The organism is Bacillus gobiensis (genome assembly GCF_001278705.1).
Taxonomy (GTDB): Bacteria; Bacillota; Bacilli; order Bacillales; family Bacillaceae; genus Bacillus; species Bacillus gobiensis.
On record NZ_CP012600.1, the window covers coordinates 2543725 to 2570180 of the forward strand.

At 41.1% G+C, this 26456-nt stretch carries 24 protein-coding genes, 1 other RNA gene and 2 pseudogenes; 4 read left to right on the forward strand and 23 right to left on the reverse strand.

Annotated elements, in window-relative coordinates:
• Window positions 1-44 precede the first annotated feature (44 nt).
• The 4 genes from AM592_RS12815 to nfsA all read right to left on the reverse strand — a co-directional run bounded on the left by AM592_RS12815 (window position 45) and on the right by nfsA (window position 4870).
• Window positions 45-1394 (reverse strand): GntP family permease, encoded by a 1350-nt coding sequence (locus AM592_RS12815; RefSeq protein WP_053604148.1) that lies wholly within the window; start codon window positions 1392-1394, stop codon window positions 45-47.
• A gap of 389 nt (window positions 1395-1783) precedes the next feature.
• On the reverse strand, window positions 1784-3298 hold the full coding sequence (locus AM592_RS12820; RefSeq protein ID WP_053604149.1) for a glycine betaine uptake BCCT transporter: 1515 nt from the start codon (window positions 3296-3298) through the stop codon (window positions 1784-1786).
• A gap of 402 nt (window positions 3299-3700) precedes the next feature.
• A complete protein-coding gene (locus AM592_RS12825; protein WP_053604150.1) occupies window positions 3701-4003 on the reverse strand; it encodes a 4a-hydroxytetrahydrobiopterin dehydratase in 303 nt (100 codons plus the stop codon).
• Window positions 4004-4123: 120 nt separating this feature from the next.
• Window positions 4124-4870: an oxygen-insensitive NADPH nitroreductase gene (nfsA, locus tag AM592_RS12830; protein WP_225970225.1), complete on the reverse strand. Its 747-nt coding sequence runs from the start codon at window positions 4868-4870 to the stop codon at window positions 4124-4126.
• Window positions 4871-5009: 139 nt separating this feature from the next.
• Here nfsA and AM592_RS12835 point away from each other — a divergent pair, with 139 nt between their 5' ends.
• On the forward strand, window positions 5010-5528 hold the full coding sequence (locus AM592_RS12835) for a helix-turn-helix domain-containing protein (protein ID WP_053604151.1): 519 nt from the start codon (window positions 5010-5012) through the stop codon (window positions 5526-5528).
• 125 nt (window positions 5529-5653) lie between these two features.
• Here AM592_RS12835 and ssrA read toward each other — a convergent pair.
• From ssrA to AM592_RS24670, 8 genes and pseudogenes are all read right to left on the reverse strand, one after another.
• Window positions 5654-6018, reverse strand: a transfer-messenger RNA (tmRNA) gene (gene ssrA / locus AM592_RS23340).
• Between the two features lie 119 nt (window positions 6019-6137).
• Complete coding sequence (smpB, locus tag AM592_RS12840) at window positions 6138-6608, reverse strand: SsrA-binding protein SmpB (protein WP_053604152.1); 471 nt, start codon at window positions 6606-6608, stop codon at window positions 6138-6140.
• A gap of 111 nt (window positions 6609-6719) precedes the next feature.
• Complete coding sequence (gene rnr, locus AM592_RS12845) at window positions 6720-8987, reverse strand: ribonuclease R (RefSeq protein WP_376773385.1); 2268 nt, start codon at window positions 8985-8987, stop codon at window positions 6720-6722.
• Between the two features lie 68 nt (window positions 8988-9055).
• Window positions 9056-9799, reverse strand: a complete 744-nt coding sequence (locus tag AM592_RS12850; RefSeq protein ID WP_053604154.1) for an alpha/beta hydrolase — start codon at window positions 9797-9799, stop codon at window positions 9056-9058.
• Window positions 9800-9928: 129 nt separating this feature from the next.
• Window positions 9929-10165 (reverse strand): preprotein translocase subunit SecG, encoded by a 237-nt coding sequence (gene secG, locus AM592_RS12855; RefSeq protein ID WP_053604155.1) that lies wholly within the window; start codon window positions 10163-10165, stop codon window positions 9929-9931.
• A gap of 87 nt (window positions 10166-10252) precedes the next feature.
• On the reverse strand, window positions 10253-11365 hold the full coding sequence (locus AM592_RS12860) for a M20 family metallopeptidase (RefSeq protein WP_053604156.1): 1113 nt from the start codon (window positions 11363-11365) through the stop codon (window positions 10253-10255).
• A 243-nt stretch (window positions 11366-11608) separates the two neighbouring features.
• Window positions 11609-12484 (reverse strand): MMPL family transporter, encoded by an 876-nt coding sequence (locus AM592_RS24665; protein ID WP_225970393.1) that lies wholly within the window; start codon window positions 12482-12484, stop codon window positions 11609-11611.
• A 312-nt stretch (window positions 12485-12796) separates the two neighbouring features.
• A pseudogene (locus AM592_RS24670) lies at window positions 12797-13871 on the reverse strand (MMPL family transporter); the annotation flags it as partial.
• A 207-nt stretch (window positions 13872-14078) separates the two neighbouring features.
• Here AM592_RS24670 and AM592_RS12870 point away from each other — a divergent pair.
• Window positions 14079-14495 (forward strand): RrF2 family transcriptional regulator, encoded by a 417-nt coding sequence (locus tag AM592_RS12870; RefSeq protein WP_053604157.1) that lies wholly within the window; start codon window positions 14079-14081, stop codon window positions 14493-14495.
• Window positions 14496-14552: 57 nt separating this feature from the next.
• Here AM592_RS12870 and AM592_RS12875 read toward each other — a convergent pair whose 3' ends face one another.
• Together AM592_RS12875 and AM592_RS12880 are read right to left on the reverse strand one after the other, a co-directional pair.
• Window positions 14553-15215 carry an ABC transporter permease gene (locus tag AM592_RS12875; RefSeq protein ID WP_053604158.1) on the reverse strand — a complete coding sequence of 221 codons (663 nt, stop codon included), beginning with the start codon at window positions 15213-15215 and terminating at the stop codon, window positions 14553-14555.
• A 16-nt stretch (window positions 15216-15231) separates the two neighbouring features.
• Window positions 15232-15648, reverse strand: a pseudogene (locus AM592_RS12880) (glycine betaine ABC transporter substrate-binding protein); the annotation flags it as partial.
• Window positions 15649-15718: 70 nt separating this feature from the next.
• Here AM592_RS12880 and AM592_RS12885 point away from each other — a divergent pair.
• On the forward strand, window positions 15719-16258 hold the full coding sequence (locus AM592_RS12885) for a GbsR/MarR family transcriptional regulator (RefSeq protein WP_053606108.1): 540 nt from the start codon (window positions 15719-15721) through the stop codon (window positions 16256-16258).
• 207 nt (window positions 16259-16465) lie between these two features.
• On the opposite strand, the gene eno is transcribed toward AM592_RS12885, so the two are convergent.
• From eno to AM592_RS12925, 8 genes are all read right to left on the reverse strand, one after another.
• Entirely contained in the window at window positions 16466-17758 is a 1293-nt protein-coding gene (eno, locus tag AM592_RS12890) for a phosphopyruvate hydratase (protein ID WP_053604159.1), read from the reverse strand.
• A 20-nt stretch (window positions 17759-17778) separates the two neighbouring features.
• On the reverse strand, window positions 17779-19314 hold the full coding sequence (gene gpmI, locus AM592_RS12895) for a 2,3-bisphosphoglycerate-independent phosphoglycerate mutase (protein ID WP_053604160.1): 1536 nt from the start codon (window positions 19312-19314) through the stop codon (window positions 17779-17781).
• Window positions 19307-20068: a triose-phosphate isomerase gene (gene tpiA / locus AM592_RS12900; RefSeq protein WP_053604161.1), complete on the reverse strand. Its 762-nt coding sequence runs from the start codon at window positions 20066-20068 to the stop codon at window positions 19307-19309. Before tpiA ends, gpmI begins: the two co-directional genes overlap by 8 nt.
• 27 nt (window positions 20069-20095) lie before the next feature.
• Window positions 20096-21280, reverse strand: a complete 1185-nt coding sequence (locus tag AM592_RS12905) for a phosphoglycerate kinase (RefSeq protein WP_053604162.1) — start codon at window positions 21278-21280, stop codon at window positions 20096-20098.
• Window positions 21281-21420: 140 nt separating this feature from the next.
• Window positions 21421-22428 carry a type I glyceraldehyde-3-phosphate dehydrogenase gene (gap, locus tag AM592_RS12910; protein ID WP_053604163.1) on the reverse strand — a complete coding sequence of 336 codons (1008 nt, stop codon included), beginning with the start codon at window positions 22426-22428 and terminating at the stop codon, window positions 21421-21423.
• A 48-nt stretch (window positions 22429-22476) separates the two neighbouring features.
• The gene (locus tag AM592_RS12915; protein WP_053604164.1) at window positions 22477-23502 is read right to left on the reverse strand and encodes a sugar-binding transcriptional regulator; all 1026 of its coding nucleotides are present in this window, start codon (window positions 23500-23502) and stop codon (window positions 22477-22479) included.
• A gap of 255 nt (window positions 23503-23757) precedes the next feature.
• Window positions 23758-24657, reverse strand: a complete 900-nt coding sequence (locus AM592_RS12920; RefSeq protein ID WP_053604165.1) for a GNAT family N-acetyltransferase — start codon at window positions 24655-24657, stop codon at window positions 23758-23760.
• Window positions 24658-24814: 157 nt separating this feature from the next.
• On the reverse strand, window positions 24815-25480 hold the full coding sequence (locus AM592_RS12925) for a CpsD/CapB family tyrosine-protein kinase (protein ID WP_053606109.1): 666 nt from the start codon (window positions 25478-25480) through the stop codon (window positions 24815-24817).
• A 233-nt stretch (window positions 25481-25713) separates the two neighbouring features.
• Here AM592_RS12925 and slrR point away from each other — a divergent pair, with 233 nt between their 5' ends.
• Window positions 25714-26160 carry an HTH-type transcriptional regulator SlrR gene (slrR, locus tag AM592_RS12930; protein ID WP_053604166.1) on the forward strand — a complete coding sequence of 149 codons (447 nt, stop codon included), beginning with the start codon at window positions 25714-25716 and terminating at the stop codon, window positions 26158-26160.
• Window positions 26161-26253: 93 nt separating this feature from the next.
• Here the strand turns inward: slrR and AM592_RS12935 are convergent, their stop codons facing one another.
• Complete coding sequence (locus AM592_RS12935) at window positions 26254-26445, reverse strand: YbxH family protein (protein WP_053604167.1); 192 nt, start codon at window positions 26443-26445, stop codon at window positions 26254-26256.
• Window positions 26446-26456 lie beyond the last annotated feature (11 nt).

A 26456-nucleotide genomic window follows, 5' to 3' on the forward strand; every position in this document is an offset into this window, starting at 1 on the left:
AAAAGGTGAACCTTCCAATAGAAAGTTCACCTTTTCTGACTTCTTTAAACAAAGACGTCGAGGATTAAAATAAATACGAGTGAAGCAACTGCGATAATCGTCTCTAAAACAGTCCAAGTCTGTAACGTTTCTTTTACCGACATTCCAAAGTATTCTTTAATCATCCAGAATCCGGAATCGTTTACATGAGAAAGGATCAGGGAACCTGCACCTGTTGCCAAAACAAGCAGTTCAAGATTGGCATCAGGAACAAGTGCAGCGATCGGCGCAACAATCCCCGCAGCTGTCATCATCGAAACAGTTGCTGATCCAGTAGCAACGCGAATCATTGCCGCAATTCCCCAGCCTAAGATGATCGGAGAAATATTGGATTCAGTCGCAAGCTCGGCAATGTATTCGCCGATGCCGGAATCAAGCAGCACTCTGTTAAATGCTCCGCCTGCACCGATAACCAATAGAATAGTAGCGGTCGGAGCTAAACAGTCATTGGTAAATTTCAAGATCGTTTCCCTGTTTAACCCACGGAAAAAACCAAGGCTAAAGAATGAGTAAACGGTTGCAATTAATAATGCAACAACTGGGTCGCCTAAAAATTTCAATACTTGAAACAATCCGCTATCTTTTGAAAGGGCTAAATCAGCAATTGAGGAAGCTAGCATTAAAAATACTGGAACCATTACCGTAAATACAGTGTTAATAAAACCAGGAAGCTCCTTTGCTTCTTTATGCTCGGCAAGCTGATCGCCAATTTCTTTCGGTGTTGTTTTATGAATGCGCTTACCAATCCATTTACCATAAACAGGGCCAGCAAGAATAGCAGTAGGCAGCCCTACAATAATCGCGTAAAGAATCGTTAATCCGACATCCGCCTTAAAGATTCCCACAGCAGCCATTGCGGCCGGGTGCGGCGGTACTAGACCATGGACAACGGATAAACCGGCTACTAGCGGAACACCGATCGTAACAAGTGATACACCAGTTTGACGGGCAATTGTGAAAACCAAAGGGATTAACAAGACGAATCCTACTTGGAAAAACACCGGAATACCAACAATAAAGCCGACAAACATCATAGCCCAATGGACATTTTTTTCGCCAAAACGAGAAAGCAGCGTTTGTGCGATTCGCTCAGCGCCGCCTGACTCAGCCATCATCTTTCCAAGCATCGTCCCGAGAGCCAAGACAATTGCCAGAAATCCTAATGTATTCCCCATACCGGTTTTTATCGAATCAATAATTCCGGGCACTTCTGGTGAAGGAGCCACAAGCGGCATTCCTGTTGCAAGTCCGACACCAATAGCAGTAACGATAAGAGAGACAAACGGATTTAATTTTGCAACCGTTATCAATAACAAAAGTACAACAATTGCAGCTAAAACGATCAGCAGTAACATAAGAAATATCCTCCTAGTCTAGTTATCCAATGTCGTCAATGAAAGCACTTTCAGTGATAAATAGATTATATGAAAAAAAATTTTTTAAATCAATAGATATTAAAAAAAATTTTTTAATGTCGATACACCATTGATGAATTCTCAATAATTATCGTGATAAATTAATGATAAAATCGCTTAGCCAAAATTTGCAGGTAATCAGCAGCAGGGATAACAAACAAGTACTGTCCGACCACAAAAAATGACATAATAGGGCGCTCAGCTGTTAAGACATTTGAGCTCATCTTCGCTACTTTTTATTATTGTAAAAATTTATTATATAAATCGCCGTTTACAAACAAAAAAGCATATCTGCCGTCATTTTAACCGGCGATATGCTTTACGATGCTTTATGATGATTTCTGTTTTTTCAGCTTGCCAATTCCAAATTCCTTCGCTTCCTTCTTAAGAGCTTTTAATAAGCTGAACGTCATTAATGCCATAACAACCGAAAACGGAAGAGCTGCAATAATCATCATGTTTTGCAAGCCTTGCAAGCCACCTGAATAAAGAAGGACGAGTGCGATAGCAGTTAGCAATACACCCCAGATGACTTTAACGAAATTGGTTGGATTTTGAGATCCGTCTGTCGTCATCATTCCTAATACGAAGGTTCCTGAGTCAGCAGAAGTAATAAAGAACGTTCCGACCAGAATAATCGCAAGTATCGATAAAATCGCACTCATTGGGTAGTTCGCGAACACGCCAAAGAGAGATTGCTCTGTAGCCAGCTTCGAGATTGAAGCGACTCCGTCATGTTCAAGCAGCATTGCTGCACCGCCAAATGTAGAGAACCAGATAAACCCGATGACAGAAGGAACGAGTAGAACATACACAACAAATTCACGTATGGTGCGTCCTTTTGATACGCGGGCGATAAAGACTCCTACAAAAGGAGACCATGCAATCCACCATGCCCAATAAAAAATTGTCCAGCTGTTGATCCACGTACGATGCTCTTCATTAAGCGGGGCAATGCGGAAGCTCATGTTAATTAACTGCTGCATATACGACCCAATGGTATCTGTGAATATATTTAACGTAAACACTGTTGGACCGAATACAAACGTAATGATTAAAAGAAGAAATGCAAGGATCATGTTGACGTTGCTCAGAATTTTGATTCCTTTGCCTAAGCCCGTTAATGCTGAACCGACAAATAAAACAGTAACCACTAAAACGATAAGGAATTGACTCATAAGATTGGATGGGACTCCAAATAAATATGACAATCCTCCGTTTATTTGCACGGCCCCAAATCCAAGTGTCGTTGCAACACCAATCACAGTAGCAAGAACAGCGATAATATCAATGACTTTACCGGCAATTCCATCTGCGTACTTTCCAAGAATCGGCTTCAACGTGGCACTAATTAAGCTTTTTTCACCTTTTCTGAAGGTAAAGTACGCTAAAGATAGCGCGATGATTCCATAGATCGCCCAAGCGTGAATTCCCCAGTGGAAGAAAGTAAACCTCATTGCATCTTGCATGGCTTGCTCTGTTCCCGTTTCTCCCGTTGGAGAACTAATCGCATAGTGGCTGATCGGTTCGGCTGAACCATAGAATACCAAACCAATCCCCATTCCCGCACTAAAGAGCATCGCAAGCCAGGTTGGTCGTGAAAACTCAGGCTTGTCCTCCTGTTTCCCAAGTTTAATCCGGCCAATCGGACTCACTAATAAAAACAAACAAACGGCGACAAACACCGTAACAACAATTAAATAATACCAGCCAAATGAATTTGATATATACAATTGCATACTGGTGGTTATGCTTTCAAGGTCAGCAGGCATCACAATCCCAGCAAGAACAAGAAGCACCAGTATGGCTACAGAAATGTAAAAAACTGTTGAAACATTTTTCATAATTTAAATTAAAAACTCCCTTCATTGAAATATTCGCAGAGGGCTTTACTTCGGAGAACACTAAATAATAAACACAACTTTTTTAATGAAGTATAGTAACTAACCCTTAAGATTGCGTTAATAAAATCCTTAACTAAATCATTGTCACTTAGTTAATATTCCTCATCTAAAAAGAGACAACCTAGAACTTTGTTACCAATCCGAGCCCTTAGTAGATTGTCCTTCTTTCGGTTATTCAGTCATACTGTTTGGCTGTTTGTTTTTTGTTTGCTTGTTTTTTCCTTATAAACTTGTTGCTCCAGTGCTTTCTTCAAGGTAAATAAAGGCGAACAGTTTCTGATTATACAATAAAAAATACTAAATTGTCTTTCCATATAGCACATTTTCAGGCTTTTTCTCAAATTATTTTGCTCTTTTCATTTGGATATACAGCTCATCAAACTGATTCGCCAATTCGAAATCTAATACGGTCAACCCTCTTGCCTGCCAGGATGTAAGCTTTAACGTAACGACTTTATAATCGATCGAAATAAAGGGATGATGATTGATTTTTTCAGATGTGTCAGCCACCCCTTGCACAAATTCAATTCCGTTTAAATATTCGAGAAATCTGTACTTTCTTACAATCCATTTTTCGTCAGTTAGCTTCCATTCTGCGACTTTTGTTAACTGTTCCTGGATTTCAGATTCATTTAGTTTTTTCACAATGTATCACTCCAAATTAATTACTTACAAATAGTGTATCAATTATTACGGAAAACAACTTTTTTTGAAAAACAAAAAACTGACAACCAAAATCGGCAGTCAGTTTGTTCAATAATGATGTTAATTTTTATTCATGTTCTTTTCTTTTACGTACTGTGAAAAGAATTCAACAGGTGTTTTCATTTTGAACATTTCAATATTTTTACTTGACCAAGTGCCTATACGATTATTTTCGGTGCGGGTCTGATAATATTCATTCATCCGCTGATCATATTCTTCAATTAATTGATGTAGCGAATCAGTCTTATAAGCATTTTCAAAATAAACGGATGTCATTGGCAGACGCGGCTTTATTTCCGGCTGTTGATCAGGGACCCCAATTGCAAGACCAAATAACGGGATGACGTATGGAGGCAATTGAAGAATTTTATCAAGTTTGGGTAACTCTTTTACTATCCCTCCGATAATAACGCCTCCCAATCCCATGGATTCTGCAGCTAACAGTGCATTCTGTGCAGCGAGAGATGTGTCCTGCACGGAAATTTGGTAAAAAAGTGTACTCTCTAACATTTCTTCCATTTCCTTTTTATCTTCTGCAGACGCCAATACTGTTAATCTGTAGAGATCAGCGCAAAAAATAAAAAAATGCCCATTTTTTTCTACGTACTCTGATTCAGTTATCTTGCCCAATTCTTTTTTTATAGCAGGATCAGTAATTCCTATTATTGAGTATGATTGCATAAAACTTGAAGATGGTGCCATTTGTGCTGCTTGAATAATTGTTTCAATTTGCTGCTTTGTTACTTCATCTTCTTTAAATTTTCGAATCGACCGATGCTCCATCATTTTCTTAATTACCGGATTCAATTGACTCTCATCTCCTTTTTGGTTTCCTGGAAACAATTTTGGATTCCTTATTGTCAAAAATGTTTCCAGGAAACTTTATTCATTCATTGAATTCTTGGTATAATGAAACAATCAATCATGACTGGTTGGAGGATGAAAGATGAGACGCTCGATAAGCAGGAATTCACTCGAAGAAAATACATTAGAACAAATTAAAAATGAAATAGAGACTTCACTCCTGGCAATCATGCTTCGTGAATCAAAAGAGGGTGAAGAAAAACAGTGGTTAATCGAACACTGTACGAATGAAGGTTTAGTTAAGGTAATACAACAGATGACTGTACTCATGCTGCATATTCTGGACGTCATTGGTGAATGTGAGCCCATAAACGGCATTTCAATTTCGAAAAAATTTGGGACTCCTAAAGGAACTGTGTCTAAGATTACCTGTAAGCTCGTTCAATTAGAATTGATTTACGCTAATTATCTTGAAAATAATAAAAAAGAGATTCTTTATTGTACAACCTCTCTCGGGAAAGAGCTTTTTCAGCTGCACCGAGAATTGCATAAACAGATTGACGATAATTTCAAAAATTTCCTAAAAAAATATGATAAAAATGAACTGGAAACAGTAACTAACTTTCTTAAAAACATTGCTCAAACATCGTTTATGAAGTGAAGAAGCCTATTTATTATAGGTCTTCACAAATAAAAAAACATGATTAACCTTCATCGGTTAATCATGTTTTTTTATATAAATATCGTTCGAATAATTGTTTCGTAATTATCCACCTAACATATGTATGGTGGAGACGGTGGGAGTCGAACCCACGTCCAGAAACATCGATTACTTAAGCGTCTACGAGCGTAGTCAGCATATTCGCTTGTTCACTCATCCTCGTGCCTGCCGACAAGGCGCGGCGGTGAGCTAGTCTGTTGATCTCTTCTTACGCACCCAGACTAGTACGTAAGCGTAGCCTACTTGGATGTGCTCCTCACAGACACATAGGCAATGTCAGGAAGAGCTCGCTGCGTTTATTAGGCAGCTAGTGCTACGTTTTGGTTAAAACTTTTAGTTTTGCCAGTTATATTTATATGCGTGTTAACGAGATCGCCTCTCGGCTCGCAACCTAAGCTCGATCCATCCCTGTCGAATCCGTAACGTCCCCATGATAAGGGAATACGGGAAAAGAAAGATCTTACCCTGCTATGTGTATAGTATAACAAAATAACTAGTGGGTTTCAAATGGTAACGAGTGTAAATAAAATCATACTTTTAGAACGTAGCTTAGAACCCTTTTTGCCGTTCCCGAAACGCTCGGTCAATTTCTCTTTTGGCCGCTTTTTGCTTTAAATCCTCTCGTTTATCATATTTTTTCTTTCCTTTTCCAAGTCCGAGAAGAACCTTTACAAAGCCATTTTTCAAGTAAAGCTTAAGTGGTACAAGCGTATAGCCCTGTTCTTTCGTCAAACCGATCAGCTTATTAATTTCTTTGCGGTGCAATAACAGCTTCCTTGTTCTGAGCGGATCATGGTTATGGATATTTCCTTGCTCATACGGGCTGATGTGCATGTTGTGAAGAAATACTTCGCCCTGATCAATTTTGGCAAAACCATCCTTTAAATTTACCCGACCGGCACGTATTGATTTAATTTCTGTTCCTTTCAGAACAATTCCGGTTTCATATGTTTCTTCTATAAAATAGTCGTGATTTGCTTTTCTGTTTTGGGAAATTACTTTCCCTTCTCCCTTTGGCATCCAAAAAACCTCCTAATGCAATACCCGTTAACAATAGTCTTATTTTAGCAAAGATATGTTTGTCCTACAATTTCCAAGGTAAAGAAACCAGAGCCCGCTTTAAGGCTCTGGTTACCTTTTCTTTTTTTTCCTTTTTTGTTTCGGGGCATTTTCAAAGAATTTCTTCTTTTTTTTCTTTTTCGGACGTGTAAACCACTCGCTTTCTTTTCCTCCGTTTGCCGGCTTCTTCGTCTCCTTCTTTTCTTTCCGTTTTTTGAATTCAAAGGTTGTCGGTCGGCGCTTGCCCTTCATTCCTACGATCTCGAAATCAATATTTCTTTCTTCCTTATTCACTCCTACGACTTTGACTGTAATTTCATCACCGATTCTGTACACATTTCCTGTTCGTTCGCCGATCATCGCAAAATGCGCTTCATCAAAACGGTAATAATCATCAGTCATAAAGCTGACATGAACTAATCCTTCGATCGTATTTGGCAGTTCAACAAACATTCCGAAATTCGTAACCGAGCTAATCATCCCATCAAATTCTTCGCCGACCTTATCAAGCATATATTCCGCTTTTTTCAAGTCATCCGTTTCGCGCTCAGCATCTACGGCGTGCCTTTCCATCGTTGATGAGTGATCGGCAATTTCCGGCAGAAGATTATCCCATTTTTCTCTGGTTGCTTCGTCCACTTTTCCATTAATTAAATACGTACGGATAAGGCGGTGTACAATTAAGTCCGGATACCTCCTGATCGGAGAAGTGAAATGGGTGTAAAATTCGGTCGCTAATCCGAAATGGCCGAGGCTCTCCGGATCATACTTTGCCTGCTTCATCGATCTTAGCATAACAGTAGAGATCACAGTTTCTTCCGGCCGGTCTCTCACAGTTTCCAACACACTTTGCAGCGACCGGGGGTGAATATTGGCTGCAGTGCCCTTTACGACATAACCAAATGTCGTAACAAATTCGAGAAACTTTTGCAGTTTTTCTGCATTGGGCTCTTCATGGATTCTGTAAATAAACGGCACGTTCATCCAGTGAAAATGCTCGGCTACAGTTTCGTTGGCGAGAAGCATAAATTCCTCAATCAGCTTTTCCGCAACTGAACGCTCTCTAATCACCACATCTAATGCCTTTCCCTCTTCGTCGACGAGTACCTTCGACTCTTTGAAATCAAAATCAACAGCACCACGTTCCATCCTTTTCGTTCGTAAGATTTCCGCCAGGTTCTCCATATCTTGAAACATTCCAACTAACGGCTCGTATTTCGCAATCAATTCTTCATCTTTGTCGACAAGAATTTTATTCACATCAGAATACGTCATTCGTTCCGTTGTTCTTATCACACTTTGAAATATTTCGTGCTGGATCACTTTGCCGTTTCGATCAACAACCATTTCACAGGAAAGCGTCAAACGATCAACCTTTGGATTTAACGAGCAAATGCCATTGGATAAACGATGAGGTATCATCGGAATAACCCGGTCCACAAGATAGACAGACGTTCCTCTCTCAAACGCTTCGCGGTCAATAGGGGAACCTTCCGTTACGTAATGGGTGACATCGGCGATATGAACGCCCAGCTTATAATTTCCATCTTTTAATTTCGTGACAGTGACGGCATCATCCAAATCCTTCGCATCGGCACCGTCAATCGTAACGATCGTTTGGTCCCGCAGGTCTCTTCTATGCTCCAAATCTTTTTCTTTGATTTTATCTGGAGTCTTTGTGGCTTGTGCCATTGCTTCGTCAGGAAATTCACCCGGAAGACCGTGCTTATGAATAATACTGATAATATCAATTCCGGGATCGTTTTTATGACCGAGTATTTCTGCGATCTCTCCCTCCGCACTTTTCCGTCCTTCTGGATAGCTTGTCAGATTGACAACAACCTTGTGTCCTTCTGACGCTCCATTTTTCCCGTGCTGCGGAATGAAGATATCCGCTGTGATTTTTTTATCATCAGGGATGACAAAGCCAAAGCTTTTTGATTCCGTATACGTTCCGACCACTTGCTTCGTGTTTCTTTCCAGAATACGAATGACTGTGCCTTCTTTTTTACTGCCAGTTGCGTGGTTATTAATTCTAACCATGACAGTGTCGCTGTTCATAGCGGTACTTAAATCAGCAGCAGAAATAAAAATATCATCCATTCCGGTTTCTTCAGGAATCAGAAAAGCAAATCCTTTCGGATGGCTCGAGATTTTCCCTTTCACCAAATTCATTTTTTCCGGCAATCCATACCGGTCGCTCCTTGTCCTTACTACACGGCCTTCGTTTTCGAGCTGGACAAGAGCCTTAACGAGTTCCTTGAAATCATCGCTGTCAGTGATATTTAATAGTTCTTCTATCTCTTGTACTGTCAGCGGTTTGTATGCTTCTTCCTTCATAAATGCAAGCACTCTATCGATAAATTCTTGTTTTTCCAAACGGTTGAACCTCCTTGTTGTGACAGCGGCTACCAATCAAGGCCTTCAAGGAATTGATAAACATCCTGGTGTACCTTATCCCTTTCTTTATCCAATGTAATGACATGGCCTGATTCTTCGTACCACTTCAATTTCTTATCATCAGTTTCTACTTCATCATAAATAATATTTGCACTATCCGTATTAATCATGTGATCATGGCGCGCCTGAATGACAAAGGTTGGAGAATAGATCATGTCAATATTCTTTCTGACCTCTGCAATCAGTTCTTGTAAAGCTTTCAAGGTATTCATGGGGGTCTTTTTGAATTCCTTCATTTCTTCTTGAATGACGTCCGCGGATTTTCCTTCCATCGCTTTTTTATAGTTTTTCGCATATTCCAGAATCCCCTGATACATAACCTCTTCACTTTTTATGTACATCGGAGCGCACATTGGGATAATTCCCTTTACGGGTACAGTGTAACCTAATTTTAAAGAAAAAACTCCTCCCAGGGACAACCCGCAAACTGCTATTTCATCGTACCCTTCTTCCTTTAAAAAATGATATCCTTCATCAACGTCTTTCCACCAATCTTCCGGCCCTGTATGTACAAGTTCTTCAGGCGGCACACCGTGTCCTTTATACTGGGGGGCATGGCATGTATATCCTCTTTCATTTAAATACCTGCCGAGCATTCTCACATCCGCAGTATTTCCAGTAAATCCATGCAATAGCAGCACAGCTTTTTTTCCGCCTTTAAATGTGAATGGTTTCGGTGTAACAATTTTCATATTACTTAGCTCCTTTTTCTTTTCCATTACTATCTTTCCCAGGTTTAGGGGGTAAACAAACGTTAGTCCCGGTTAAATACGAAAAGGACCTGATCAAAGAATCAGGCCCCTTTTTTAGCTCGCCGCCTGTTAAACTCCTAGGTAAGCAAGCGAAATGGTTAAGAGAAAAAATAATACAGACAAAATAATCGTTAAGCGATGCAAAATTAAATCTAAGCCTCTCGCTTTTTGTTTTCCAAACAGCTGCTCGGCACCCCCGGAAATTGCTCCGGACAGGCCTGCGCTTTTACCGGATTGAAGCAATACCACAAAAATGAGAGCAATACTTACAATAATGAGCAATGTAAGAACGATCGTGTGAAGCATGGCACGTACACCTCCGTAAACAAACTAATTCCCATTGTTTTATTTTACATGATTGACAAAAGGATGTCACGATATGCTTTTGTCATTTTACAAAGAAAGACGCTCTACGAGTTTTATAAAGAGCTGCAGACGTTCATCAAGTGAAGGAATTTCTAAATACTCCGAATCGCTGTGGGCATTTCCGCCAATCGGACCGAGACCGTCCAGTGTGGCAACTCCCATAGAAGCAGTAAAAGAAGCATCCGATCCCCCGCCTGTATAGGTTTCTTTTAAATCAATATTCAATTCTTCTGCAATTTCTTTTGCAAGTTCATAAAGCGCTTTTGATTTTTCTGTTTTTACCATCGGCGGACGGTCAAGATGTCCGGTTAATTCTATGCGGGTTCCTTCAACATCCGGAGTTTCACAGACCTCTTCCATTTTCTGCTCCAACGGACGAAATTGTTCCATTGAAGAAACTCTAACATCCACGTGGCCTACAGCATGGGCAGATACTGTATTGACCGTTGTTCCGCCTTCGATTACTCCTACATTGACCGACACGCCATTTTCATGGTCGTTTAACTGCTGAAGCTTAACAATTTTATGAGCCAGCTCTTCGATTGCGCTTTTCCCTTTTTCCGGCTCAATCCCCGAGTGTGCCGCTTCCCCTTCAATCGTAAGCGTGTATGTGCCGCTGCCTCTTCTTTCCGTTACGACAGAGCCGTCCTTTCTTGCTGGCTCCATAATTAAAGCATAGTTCTTGCCCTTCGCATGCTTTTCGATTAGTGCTCTCGAATGAACGGAGCCGATTTCTTCATCACTGTTAAATACCAGTTCAACATTTCGAAGACATGCGTTGTTTGTTTCGGTTAAATACTTCATTGCATAAAACAACATCACATGGCTGGCTTTCATATCAATGACTCCCGGTCCGTACGCACGGTTTCCTTCTGTTTTATACGGCCTTTCTTTTGCAGTTCCTTCTGGAAATACCGTGTCCATATGGGCAATGATGATTATTTTCGGATTCTCCGCCTCCGGATGCCGCAATATGAGGTGATTGCCGATTTCTTTTTCTTCGACGATTTCAGCATGAAAGCCTATGGATTGATACAGACCTGCTAAAATTCCCCCGATCTTATCCACGCCTTTTTTATCATGGGAACCGCTGTCAATATTCACAAGCTTTTCGAGTAACGCCAATTTCTCATTCTTCATGGACTAGCAGCCTTCCTTCGATCTATTTATGAACTAAACGATTGGTTCTCTCAACCACCAAAACACGTAGGTGAGGGAAGTATTACTTTCTATCATATCCTACTTTTTGTTCACTTTTCCACATTCTTTTCTAAAAAATAAAAAAGACCGAACCTCAGCTGGCAGGTACGGTCTCTTTGAAAAGAAAAGTTTTAAAAGTTAGGAAGCAGCCCGAGGCACCCATCCCTCCTGCTTTTATTTTCTCTAACGATCGATCACCTTTGGTTTAGTTGGGACTGAATCCGTTACAGGCTCACCTTCTGAAATTCCGTAACGCTCATAAAAACGGCGAAAAGCTTTTGGCGCCCACCAGTTTGCACTGCCTGCGAGCTTCATAAAAGCAGGAACGAGCACTCCTCTGATTAATGTCGCGTCTACTAATACAGCCAATGTCATCCCGACTCCAAGCATTTTCAAAAAGACGACATCTCCAAATGCATAGGCTGCAAACGTAAAAGCAAGAATGGCAGCAGCAGCTGTCACAAGCGGCCCACTTCGTTGAATGCCGATGGCCACCGATTCGTCCAAATTGCCGGTACGGTCATATTCTTCTTTAATACGAGACAAAATAAACACTTCATAATCCATCGAAAGCCCGTAAGCAATACAAAACATAAGAATCGGGATGCTCGGTTCAATCGTGCCTGTCGAAGTAAAATTCAGCCACTCTGACAGATTGCCTTCTTGAAAAACCCAGACGAGCGCGCCAAACATAATAGCCAAACTCAAGACATTAAGCACTGTGGCTTTCAAGGGCAAAAGAAGGCTTCCGCTCATAAGGAAGAGAATAACGAACGTGATCAAGAATATAAGTACAGCAGCAATAGGCAGTCTTTCTAGCAATGCTTCACGGAAATCCGTCATGTCTGCAGGATATCCTCCTACCAGGACATCAAAAGGAGCAGAAAGCTCGCGAATATCTCCGATAAGTTTCGCCGCATCTGTTTCTAAATTTTGTGCAGATGGAACAACTGACAGCCAGGTTCCTTCTTCATCACCGCTGAATCGTTCATGATTTTCTCCGGGTTGTAAAATTTGTTGTCCGTCCACGAATGAACCTGCTAGTGAATCGACTTGCATGATGCCAGATGCTAAAGACAGTTCGGAAGCATAATTTTTGATCTCATCCAATTTTTCTTCAGGCGACTCAAGTGAAGGTACAACGATCTGAATGGCATCTGTTTCTTCTGCAGGGAACCCGTTGCGTTTTTGCTCCTGTACGATCCGGCTTGATGCTTCTTCCGGCAATGTCCGATCATCCGGGAGACCAAACTGAAGACCCGCAATTGGAGAACCGAGAATGAGCAGGAGGGCCAGAGCAGCTCCACCTACTAAAAACGGCCGGCGTATTACAGCCTTCGCACTTCTGTACCATAACCCCTTGGACGTGACAGGAAAAGAATTAACCTGCCTGCCCCTTCGAACAGCATGGTGCCCCAAGACGGATAAGAAGGCTGGCAAAATCAATACCGCACCGACGATTCCCGATGCTACGATCAATACGCCGGTGTAAGCGAAGGATTGCAGAAACGGAAACGGAAAAACTAACAGTACTGCCGTCGATACCGCTACAGTTACTCCGCTAAAAATCACCGTACGACCAGCAGTTTCCACCGTTCGTACCACAGCGTCAAACGGATTCTTGCCACTCGCCAGCTCCTCTCGAAAACGGGATAAACAGGCTGTAATCAATTCCAAGTGCGAGACCCATAACAAGCGTCAGGTTCAGGGCAAAAGTTGAAACCTCTGTAAAGGCCACGACCCCGCTAAGCCCCGCAAGCGTAGCTATCATGGCAAATAATCCGACTCCCAAGGTAAGGAGGGCCAGCCTTACTCTTCGGAACATAATCAAGAGCATGAAAAAGACAGCGGGAAAAATAATGAGCTCTGCCCTGACAAAGTCCTGTCTCGCAAATTCACCTACTTGCCGAAAAATTTCATCCTGCCCTCCGACCTCAACCTTGAGCAGGTCATCCTCTCTCGTAAATTTCGGCGATAACTCCGAAAGCTCCTGTCTAACCTCTGTTGCGCTTCCTTTCATGTGTGCAAGGATTAACGCCTGCCTGCCATCCTCGCTGCGAAGAGTTGAGGAACGATCACGAGTCCAATAAGAATCCGCATGAACGACCGTTTCCTCAGCCTCAAGCTCATTAGTTAGAGCCGTCCCCGCTTCATGTACTTCCCGACTGTCAATCGTGCCCGATTTAGCAGTAACAAGCAGAATCAAATTGGAGTTTCCAGTATCAAACGTGTTTGCCAGCACTTGAGATGCCCGGTCAGATTCAGAGCCCGGCACTTCGAAGCGGCTTAGTGTCAATTGACCGACGGTACCGACTCCAAAAATGGCGGAGACAATAGTTAAGAGAATGGCTGCCGCGATCACAAACCATCTTGCATTAACAATAAACTGACCGATTTTTCCTAACGTCGTTTTGGGTGCCGCATTAGAATTCATTTTGTCTCTCATCAAAGTTCCTCCTACAAATTTATAAATGAATTTTCTATATATAAATTATATATATTTTATTAGTTTGTCAACAAAAAAACATCTAACACCAATTGACTTTTCTTTATATAATTGATATAACGTATAAAGTGAAAGCGGAATTATTTTATTTCCGCGCAACAACAGAATTGAATGAGCTTAAAGACTAAAAAGAATGTAGGTAATCATATGAGTTATTCACTTTCATTTTGGCAAGGAATTTCAATAATTGTCTATACAGCGGTTAAAGTTGAGCATGGCTACACGGATTTTGTTCCTACACGCCAGTTATCCGAATCATTGGATATTCCAATTCCGACTGCAGTAAAAATTCTGCAATCTTTGAATCGGACAGGTCTCACGGAAACGAGAGAAGGCGCGAAGGGCGGTATACGTCTGGCGAAAAAACCTGAAGAGATTACATTGCTTGACGTCTTTCACGCTATCGAGCATGACCGGCCGTTATTTCGGACAAAAATGCCTACCTCACTTACAAATGATTTTGCAACAATGGTCATCGAGAAAATGACCGCATCTTTACAGCAATCAGAACAGTCGATGAAGTCTAGTTTGAATCAAGTAACCATTGCTGACCTTTTCCGATAGTTTCAAGTATGTAAAGAAGCCTGCCCCGATCCGGGCAGGCTTCTTTTTCAGCATGTATTAAGATAATACCTTTTTCTTCGTTTTCACCGGTGACAATAATTTTTCTAACCATCCCATAATAATATCCGCTAGTATGGCCATTAGAGCCGTTGGGATTGCACCAGCTAATATAACAGAAGCTCCATTTGTCGCATTTGTTCCGCGAACGATAATATCACCGAGACCTCCGGCACCGACAAATGTGCCAATCGCAGTTATTCCGATGGCAATAACCAAAGCGGTTCGAATTCCTCCCATAATAACCGAAATTGCTAAAGGAAGCTCAACCATCCATAAGATTTGAGTCTTTGTCATTCCCATTGCTTTTCCTGATTCAAGAAGCGCGTTGTCGAGATTATTGATACCAGTCTGTGTATTTCGAATAATCGGCAACAAAGAATAAAGGAATAACGAGAAAACGACCGTATTTGTTCCCAGCCCCATGACAAGCATAAGAACGGCAAGCATAGCCAAGGCAGGGATTGTTTGGATAATATTCGTAAATGATATGACCCAAGCGGCAAGCCTCCCCCGCCTTGCAATAAAAATGCCTACAGGAATACCTATAATAGCTGCAAACAATACGCCATAGGCTGAGATTAAGAAATGCCGGTAAAACTCCCTCCAGACGTAAGAAAAGTTCTCTGAATAATAGCCGATCAAATCATAGATCACGTCCACTTTGTGCGCACCTCCTTTAGTTTTCGAAGTAACTGTTTTTCTTTAAAAATTCCTCGGCAATGACTGCCGGTTCCCTTAGTTTTCCATCGGCTTCGTAATTCAGCTTCTGCATCGTCTCCGTATCAATTTTCCCTATCAATCGTTGAAGGATGTCCCCGAGTTCAGGATGCTCCTTCAACAGATCAGCAGAAATGACTGGAGAAGCATCATACGGAGGGAAAAACTTTTTATCATCTTCAAGGACTTTCAGATTATACGCTGAAATCCGTCCGTCTGTCGTATAGGCTAGTGCTACATCCATTTTATTTGTATCCAGTGCATCATACACGAGTCCGATTTGCATCGGATAAATGGTTCCGAACTTAAAACCATACGTATTTATAAATCCTTCGTATCCGTCCCCTTTTCTTTTTAGCCAAGCGTTGTCAACGCCCCTATTATTTTCAATTTTGAGTTAATTATGTTTCATTAAAGGTTGATTGGCTTAAAGGTGGATATAAATGTTGGAAGAAAATGAAGAGTTTAAAATCAAAAAAATCGAGGATCAATTTATTGATAGATTTGCTGAAAATATTAACACGTACGGTATTTCACCGACAGTTGGCCGTGTCCTAGGGTTGATCTACATGAACAGAAAGCCGATGACTCTAAATGAGCTCTCAGAAGCTTCAGGAATGAGCAAAACACGAATGAGCCAGGTTGTCCGTAAAATGGTTAATTTAAATATCGCAGAAAAAGTGTTCGAAAAAGGTTTTCGTAAAGACTTATATAACGTAGAACAAGATTATTACCAAACCTTTATCGCTGTCTTTTCTACAAACTGGGGAAAGCTAGCCCACAAAAATAAAATGACAGGAAAAAAACTGCAAAAAGAGCTTTCAGAAATACTATCGAGTGAAGACGAGTTAACTGAAGAGGCTGAAGTAAAAATTAATGAGCTTCTTGAAGAAACCAGACTATTATTAAACTATATCAATTGGCTCGACAGACTCGTTGATTTTTTTGAAAGTGAAGAAATATTTAAGCACGTGCCTAAAACGTAGGATTTCAGGTAGCTCCGTCTTTAATGCGGCGGGGGCTTTTTGGTTCGGCTGCAGCTTCGATCTTGATATAAACGGATACAATCCGTTAGCTGTTTAACTTATCGGCGAAATTTACAATATATCGATTATTCGACAAATTCCTTGAAAAATCGACCACATAAAAAAGGAGCAACCCAGGGCCCTGAGTTACTCCTTTATCAGAATTGCTTATTTGCTTAGGTTATAGAAAGATGCTAAGCCGTCATATTTTGCTGTCTCAGCAAGCTGGTCTTCGATACGAAGAAGCTGGTTGTATTTCGCAACACGGTCAGTTCTTGAAGGTGCACCAGTTTTGATTTGGCCTGCATTTGTTGCAACTGCGATGTCGGCAATTGTGCTGTCTTCAGTTTCACCAGAACGGTGAGAAATAACAGCTGTGTATCCAGCGCGTTTTGCCATTTCGATTGCATCGAACGTTTCAGTCAATGTACCGATTTGGTTCACTTTGACAAGGATTGAGTTTCCAACGCCGTTTTTAATACCTTCAGATAGCTTTTTCGTGTTTGTAACGAACAAGTCATCTCCTACAAGCTGAACTTTGCTTCCAATACGTTCAGTAAGGAGCTTGTGGCCTTCCCAGTCATTTTCGTCAAGACCGTCTTCGATTGAGATGATTGGGTATTTCGAGCATAGGTCTTCGTACCAATCAACCATTTCAGCTGATGTTTTAACAACACCTTCACCTGCAAGATGGTATTTGCCATCTTCTTTGTTAAAGAACTCTGAAGAAGCTGCATCCATAGCAAGTTTAACTTCTTCTCCAGGCTTAAACCCTGCTTTTTCGATCGCTTCTACGATCGTTTGAAGAGCTTCTTCGTTTGAGCCAAGGTTAGGTGCAAAGCCGCCTTCATCACCTACAGCCGTATTTAAACCTTTTTCTTTAAGAACCGCTTTTAAGCTGTGGAAAATTTGTGCGCCCGTACGAAGTGCTTCACTGAACGTTTTCGCTCCAACAGGCATAATCATAAATTCTTGAATGTCCACGTTGTTGTCAGCGTGCTCTCCACCGTTTACGATGTTCATCATCGGAACCGGAAGAGTTTTTGCGTTGAAACCGCCAAGATACTGATAAAGAGGGATTTCAAGGAAATCAGCTGCAGCACGGGCAACAGCCATTGAAACACCAAGAATCGCATTTGCGCCAAGCTTGCCTTTGTTTTCTGTTCCATCAATCTCGATTAATAATTGGTCAATTGCAACTTGATCAGTAATGTCAAGGCCGACAAGCTTTGGTGAAATGGTTTCATTTACGTTGTTAACTGCAGTTAAAACACCTTTTCCAAGGTAACGGTCTTTATCTCCGTCACGAAGCTCAACTGCTTCGTATTCACCTGTAGAAGCTCCGCTTGGAACCAATGCGCGTCCAAATGCTCCTGACTCTGTATAAACCTCTACTTCTACTGTTGGATTCCCACGGGAGTCCAATACTTCACGTGCATAAACATCAACAATGTATGGCATGTTTTTTTCTCTCCTTATCCTCATTTAGTAATTAATGAAGTTCCTGTCATTTCTTTTGGCTGTTCTACGTTCAACAAATCCAATAACGTTGGAGCAAGATCCCCAAGTTTACCGCCTTCACGCAAGGTAATCCCTTCCTTGGTTACAATAACAGGTACCGGATTAGTCGTATGGGCAGTATGGGGTTCACCGTTTTCAGCGATTAGTACATCGGAATTCCCATGATCAGCAGTAATAATTGCATTTCCGCCTTTGGCTAGAATCTTATCGACAACTTCACCTAAGCATTCATCTACTGCTTCAATCGCTTTAATTGTCGGCTCAAGCTTCCCAGAATGACCTACCATATCTGGATTCGCAAAGTTAAGTATGATCGCATCATGCTTATCCGCTTCGATTTCCTTCACAAGTGCGTCTTTGACTTCATAAGCACTCATTTCCGGTTTCAGATCATAGGTAGCCACTTTCGGAGAATCAATTAAAATTCGTTCTTCCCCGGGAAATTCCTCTTCGCGTCCGCCGCTCATAAAGAAGGTGACGTGTGGATATTTTTCCGTTTCTGCAATTCTCAGCTGCTTTAACCCTTTTTGAGACAATACTTCTCCAACCGTATTATCCAGATTTACCGGTTTAAATGCGACATAACCATCCACGCTCTCGCTAAAGTGCGTTAAGCAGACAAAATACAAATCTTGAGGATGTTTGTCACCCCGGTCAAAGGAACGAAAATCTTTATTCGTGAACGTGTTCGAAATTTGAATGGCACGATCCGGCCTGAAATTGTAGAAAATAACAGAATCCTGATCTTTAATTGTCGCAACAGGCTCTCCATTTTCTCTCGTAATGACGGATGGAATAACAAATTCATCATAAATTCCATTCGCATAGGAATCTTTAATGACATCCTGTGCACTGCTGTAGGATGGGCCATCACCATAAACCATCGAACGGTAAGCCTTTTCGACACGATCCCAGCGCTTATCACGATCCATTGAGTAATATCTTCCAGTGATCGTGGCAATTTCACCTACGCCAAGCTCATCCATCTCTTTTTGAAGCTCGGTAATATACTTGCTGGCCGTTTGCGGACCTACATCGCGTCCGTCAAGAAATCCATGCACATAAACCTTTGTTAGTCCTTCTTGCTTTGCAAGCTTCAAAAGAGAAAACAAGTGGTTGATGTGGCTGTGAACTCCACCATCAGAAAGAAGTCCGAACAAATGTAAGCTTGTTCCTTTTTCCTTGGCATGATTCATCGCATCAAGAAAAGTTTGATTTTTTTCAAATTCCCCTTCACGAATCGCTTTGTTAACGCGTGTTAAACTCTGGTAAACAATTCGTCCGGCACCAATGTTCAAATGCCCTACTTCGGAATTTCCCATTTGACCTTCAGGCAGACCAACAGCTTCACCAGAAGCTTGGAGCGTTTGGTGAGGATAGTTGTTCCAATAGCGGTCAAAGTTTGGTTTATTCGCTTGGGCTACGGCGTTACCATCGGTTTGTTCCCGTAAAGCAAATCCGTCCAAGATAATAAGAGCACAAGGCTTCTTACTCATACTTGCCCTCCTCCAATAGCTGAAGGAAAGATTGCGGTTCGAGGCTCGCACCGCCGACAAGAGCGCCATCAATATCAGACTGCGCCATATATTCTTTAATATTTGCAGGTTTCACGCTGCCGCCATACTGAATGCGAATTTTCTCGGCTGTTTCTTTGCCGAATTCTTCGGCAACTGTATTGCGGATATGAGAACAAACATCATTTGCATCAGCTGCAGTTGAAGACTTCCCTGTTCCAATTGCCCAAATCGGTTCATATGCAATAACAGATTCAGCAATCTGATCATTTGTCAATCCGGCTAACGCTTTCTTCACTTGATCAGCGACTAAATCATTTGTTCTTCCAGCTTCACGCTCTTCAAGCGTTTCTCCGCAGCAAATAATCGGCACAATTCCATATTTGAAAGCTGCATGTGCTTTTTTATTAACTGATTCATCAGTTTCAGCAAAAAGCTCGCGTCTTTCGGAATGGCCAATTACAGAGTACTGAACCCCAAGATCTTGAAGAGCAAGGGGACTGATTTCTCCGGTAAACGCTCCGCTCTCTTCAAAATACAAGTTTTGTGAACCGATTTTTAACCCTGTACCTTTAGCTGATTCAACCAATCTTTCCAAAAACAGTGCTGGTGAACAGATAACTGCATCAACCTTGTCTGATGATGGCAAAGAGGTTTTTACTTCCTCTGCAAAACTGACTGCTTCACCTAACGTTTTATTCATTTTCCAGTTTCCAGCGATAATTGGTTTTCTCATTAGCCACACATCCTTTAAAAGCAATTTTTATTTATCGTTTAAAGCGACTACTCCAGGAAGCTCTTTGCCTTCCATAAATTCAAGAGATGCACCGCCGCCAGTTGACATGTGGCTCATTTGTTCAGCTAAGCCGAATTGTTCAACAGCAGCCGCGGAGTCTCCTCCCCCAATTATGGAATATGTATCTTTGGCTTCAGCAAGAGCTTCTGCAACAGCCTTAGTTCCTTTTTCGAATGTTTCAAGCTCAAACACGCCCATTGGACCGTTCCAAACGACTAATTTGCTGCTTTTAATAACATCCGCATAGGTTTTTGCTGTTTTTTCTCCGATATCAAGCCCTTCCCAATCACTTGGGATTTCACTGATCGGAACATTTTTCGTATTTGCATCATTTGAAAAATCATCAGCTATCAAAACATCTTCAGGCATGTAGAAGTTTACGCCTTTTTCTTTTGCACGTTCGATAAAAGACTTTGCAAGCTCAATTTTATCTTCTTCCAATAGGGATTTACCAATTTCATAGCCCTGTGCTTTGACGAAAGTATAAGCAAGACCGCCGCCAATAATTAAATTATCGACTTTGTCCATTAGGTGCTCAATAACACCGATTTTATCTTTCACTTTCGCACCGCCAACAATCGCAGTGAATGGGCGTTCAGGATTAGAAAGCGCTTTTCCGAGTACCTCAAGCTCTTTTTCCATCAGAAAACCGGCAACCGCAGGAAGATGCTCTGCAATACCAGCTGTTGAAGCATGCGCGCGATGTGCTGCACCAAAAGCATCGTTCACATAAACATCTGCAAGCTCGGCAAATGCTTTAGAAAGCTCAGGATCATTTTTTTCTTCTCCCGGATAAAAACGGACGTTTTCCAATACAAGAATGTCTCCATTCTGTAAGGAATTGACTTCCGATTTCACCGCGTCGCCATATGCTTCATCCGCTTTTTTCACTTCTTTGCCAATGAGCTGCTCGAGTCGTTTCGCTGTTGGATTTAAACGAAGCTCCTCAACAACCTGACCTTTTGGACGTCCCAAGTGGCTGGCAATTAATACTTTTGCTCCTTGCTCTGACAAGTATTTTATTGTCGGAAGAGCTGCTCGAATTCTAGTATCATCTGTTATTTCTCCATCTTTCAATGGCACGTTGAAGTCAACCCGCAAAAATACAACACGGCCGTTCACATCAATGTCTTTTACTGATTGTTTGTTCATACCCGTCCAGAACCTCCTTTTGTCCGATTGGTTTCCCTAGTACTTTCACTTCTTAGAAAGAAAACAAGGGAAAGGGATGTGTCCCCTTCCCTTGTCCGTTTTCATTATAGCGTTTCTTATGGAAAGAACCAAGTCTTGTCTTACAGACCTTGTTTCGCGATATATGCAGCAAGGTCAACAACACGGTTGGAATATCCGCTTTCGTTATCGTACCAAGAAATAACTTTTACCATACGGTCTTCCATAACCATTGTTGATAGTGCATCGATTGTAGAAGATGCAGGATCACCATTGTAGTCTTTTGATACAAGCGGCTCATCGCTGTAAGCAAGAATTCCTTTTAGATCGCCTTCAGCAGCTTCTTTTAATGCTGCGTTTACTTCTTCAGCAGTTACGTCTTTATCAAGCTCGGCAACCAAGTCAACAAGAGAAACGTTAGGAGTCGGTACACGCATCGCTCCTCCGTTTAATTTGCCTTTTAGCTCAGGCAATACAAGTGAAACAGCTTTTGCAGCACCAGTTGTTGTTGGAATAATGTTTTCACCTGCAGCACGAGCACGACGATAGTCTTTATGCGGAAGATCAAGAATTTGCTGATCATTCGTGTAAGAGTGGATTGTTGTCATCATTCCGCGTTTGATACCGAATTTTTCATGCAATACTTTTGCAAACGGTGCAAGGCAGTTTGTCGTACAAGAAGCGTTACTGATAACGTTGTGGGAAGCTGCATCGTATTTATCTTCGTTAACTCCCATTACGATAGTAATATCTTCTTCGCTTGCCGGTGCAGAAATGATAACTTTTTTCGCGCCGCCTTCTAAATGCTTCGCTGCATCTGCACGTTTTGTGAAGAATCCAGTAGATTCAACAACAACTTCAACACCAAGGTCACTCCAAGGTAATTTTGAAGGGTCACGTTCAGAAAGAACTTGAATTTCTTTCCCGTCTACTACAAGATTAGAACCATTTACAGAAACTTCACCATCAAGTTTTCCATGAACAGTGTCATATTGTAAAAGATGAGCAAGCATGTTAGCGTCAGTTAAATCGTTAACTGCCACTACCTCAACTTCAGAATTTTTTAATGCTGCACGAAAGACATTACGGCCAATACGACCAAATCCATTAATACCGACTTTTACAGCCATGTTTTTTTCCTCCTTTGGTAAGTGAAAAAATATTTATATTGAGGGATTCTAGGAATCCCTTAATAACTGTTTTGCGGCCCCTTCATCAGTGACCAATACCGCCGTGTTGCGGTTTTTTTTGAAATATGCTTCAATTGCCGCTGCTTTGGAAGCCCCTCCGGCCACAGCGATAATATCAGGAAATGAAGGAAGGTCATCGAGCTGAATGCCCACGGAGTGGACTCTGTTGACGACTTCGCCATCCTGATTGAAATAGTACCCAAAGGCTTCTGCAACTGCATGATTTTGTTCAATCATTTGCATATCCTCTACTGGCGTATTTCTGCGAATTGCCATCGTCTTAGCATCACCAATTCCATGAATAACCATCGTTGCCGCTTTAATTACGTTTAGCAGCTCTTTAATCGTTGGTTCTTCAATAATAGAATGGTAAGATTCTGCGCTAAGCTGGCCGGGAACATGCAACAACTTATAGTTCCCCAATGCTTTTTCCGCCATATCGGCACAAATCGTGTTGGCTTGGTTTTTCACATTTTCTCCAAGCCCGCCTCTTGCCGGTACAAATAAAAGTTTTCGGTTTTTCGGGTCAGGGCTGAGCATGTCTGCAACAGCTGCCATTGTCGTTCCACCCGTTACAGCGACGATATTTTCTCCTACCCAGCGGTCTTTCATACATGCCGCTGCAGCTCTCCCCATTTCTTTTTTCACCCATGGGGATTGATCACTGTTTCCGGATACGATAATGACATTCTCTAGACTTAGCCTCTCCTTTAATTTCATTTCCAAACGGGTAAGTCCTGAAACATCTTTCATCGTTTCTTCAAGGATCGTAAGCAAGGACGACCCTTCCATCGTCAAAGACATTCCGCTCGGCTTAATATCAAGGAGATCCTGGTCTTTCAGGAATTGCACCTCTGCGCGGAGGACTCGTTCACTAATTCCCAGGCTTTGTGCCAGGCTTCTGCGGCCAATCGGTTCAGTAAGCCTAATGTACTGCAGAATTTCATAACGTTTTTGCATGATTTGAAGAAGGTCAGGCAATAATTTTTTTTGAGCATGAATTAATTGATTCATTTCTTGAACGTTCCTTTCCAAATTCCCTATTGGACATAAAATGTCCCAGTATGACTAAAAACGTCCCACCTTTGCCAAAAAAAAATCTTTCCTTCTTTCAATATCTATTCTAGCAGGAGTTTAAAAAAGATACAAGGTTATTGACTGCTCAATTTCACTTGCAAAATGCCTGTTTAATTAAGAATATTCCCATTTTCATTATTTGTTAAACGAAAATTTACATTAACTTTAAAAACAGGTATTTGAAATTTCCTATTATTTCTTACTTGTCATAAATACTTGCTCCAAAAGGGTTCCATTTGGAGTATAAACCTTTTTAAAGCCTGCTTCCTGTAAAATATCGACTAACGAATGATTCGATTCAGGCAGATTATATGTCATACGATGAATCGATTCGTTTGCCTGGAACACATAATTGATCATATATTTGAGAACTTCTTCTTTATTATGTATGTGTCTGTCACATTCACACTGGTACAAGATTATCGATTGCAGATTCCCTTCGCCATTAAATACCCTTCTGTATAAAGCATATCCAAGCACATTTTCCGAAGAATCCTTGACAACCAATGATTCTCCATCACGAATATGCTGCCACTGTGTTTGCCATGGAATGGAATCGTTGTAAAGCACAAGTTTGCCGATATCTTTCGGAAGACCATATTCGATCGAATAAGCATTTTTGTTTGCATCCTGAAACAAATCCTCTTTTCTCCTCCCTTTCAGCTCAAGAAATAGCAAATGGTCGATTATCTTATACCCGTACTTTTCATATAATCTAATCGCTTTTTCATTGACACTGAATGCTTCAAGACTGGCAATCTCAACCCCTTCTCTTTCATAAACATCCATGGATTCCTTCATTAATTTACTGGCAACTCCCGATTTTCTGTGAGAAGGCGCAACGCTTGTGCCGCCATTCCAAGCCCATTTCTTCCCGTTCATCGTCTTTATGCCATTTAGGATCAGGCCGACGGGCTCCTCTTCACAGTATGCGACAAACGAATAAGATGGTGAAAGATCTTCTTTTCCGAGACGATGGGTAAACTGGTCAACTGTCATTTGAGAAGAAGAAAAATAATCCTCGAATCCTTTGTTCCATGCGCTGACAGCATCCGAAAGAGGACATTCGCTTAGTAATTTTATGGTTATCATTGTTCATTAGTCTCCTTGTTTCTTTTTAAGCTCTAATTCTGCAAAAATCCTTTAATTCCTTTTTGAAAGAGTCAAATTACACTTGATCGAGGTATTTGACAACCGTCCTGTTTGAATTCATTTTTATAAACAAGAAAAAACCCTTAAAGTGGGTTTTTTAATAAACATACAATTCATTTTTTCTCATTTTTTTATTGTTTAAAAGCGCGCCTAACAGCTTTCCTTTTGAAGCTTCCAACGCATCCTTCGCTTTTTTTGCATCTTCATTTTTCGTTTTGCTGCTTGCGATCACAAGAATGCTTCCATCGGTTTGGTTGGCCAGAATTTGCGCATCAGCAACGGCAAGAATGGGCGGTGAGTCGAAAATCACGAGACTGTACCGATCATACGCTTGAACCAGCAGGTCTTCCATCGCTCTCGAGGATAATAATTCCGCAGGGTTTGGAGGCGTAGGACCGCTTGTCAACAGGTCCAGATTCTCTACGGTGCTTGCTTGTACCGCATTTTCCAATGTACGTTGCCTCATTAATACGTTCGTTAACCCTATTGAATTATCCAATTGAAACAGGCCGTGGTTTGTTGGCTTTCTCAAGTCACCATCAATTAGCAGAACCTTTTTTTCCTGTTGGGCAAACACGACAGCGAGATTAGCAGCAATAAATGATTTTCCTTCACTAGAATGTGCTGAAGTAACCAATATGGAACGGATATGATCCTCCATTGATGAAAATTCAATATTTGTCCGTATCGTTCTGAATTGCTCCACGATCGGAGATTTCGGCTGAAACATTGCAATAATCGAACGCGGATTGTCTTTCGTCATTTTCTTCTTCAGTCTCAAGCCTTTCACCTCATATCAGATGATTTGTTGATTGGATTATAATTTATATTTTTTTTCGTGAAAAAGGGGAAAATAAGTTGTTTGGTTCTTTTTAAAGAACAAAAACATTCTTTTTCTTCTATTATCTATCATTCTCTTACAATTTTTAATTTTATAAAGAACATTAATTGCTTTATAATGAACAAAAAGGTTTGTCCTACAGAGGAGATTTGAAGATGATAGGGAAAGTGATTCGAATCTATCGGAGAAGAAAAGGAATATCAATCAATCATCTTGCGGAAATATCAGGAGTTTCTAAATCCTATTTAAGCAAGATTGAACGCGGGGTTCATGTCAATCCCTCTGTACAGTTCTTAAAAAAAATCAGCTCTACCCTGGAAGTAGAACTAAAAGAATTATTTGATGCAGAAACCATTCTTCACAAAAAAAATACAGAGGATGAAGAATGGAGATCCGAACTATTATCTGCAGTCAAATCAGGAATGGGAAAAGAAGAGCTCATTTCTTTCACCAATCAATTAAAAAACAAGCCCGAAAAACAAATACATACTTCCGCAAGATCGCTTATCACTTCGAATCTGGATGAATGGAGAAAGCTAATGATAGAAGCGAGGGAAATTGGTCTTACCGTTGAAGAAGTGAGGCAATTTTTGAAACGGTGACCTTTTTTCTGAGAAGGCTAGATAATCAAAATAAATATGGATTGAGAAAATGCTAAAAAGCCCTGCCTAGAACAGGACTTTTGACTAAATATGCTATATGTTATGTTTAAAACAATAATGGTTCACCAATTCTTCTATTTGATCATGGTCAGGAAAATCACTATTGAATTCAAATTGAATCTCCTCGACAAACTTTCCATGATGATACACATGAATGGCTCCATTTTGTTTGATTACACTATACTCTGGTTCAAACGTATAGCCATTACGTTCAATGGCGCCCATACTTATTTCCC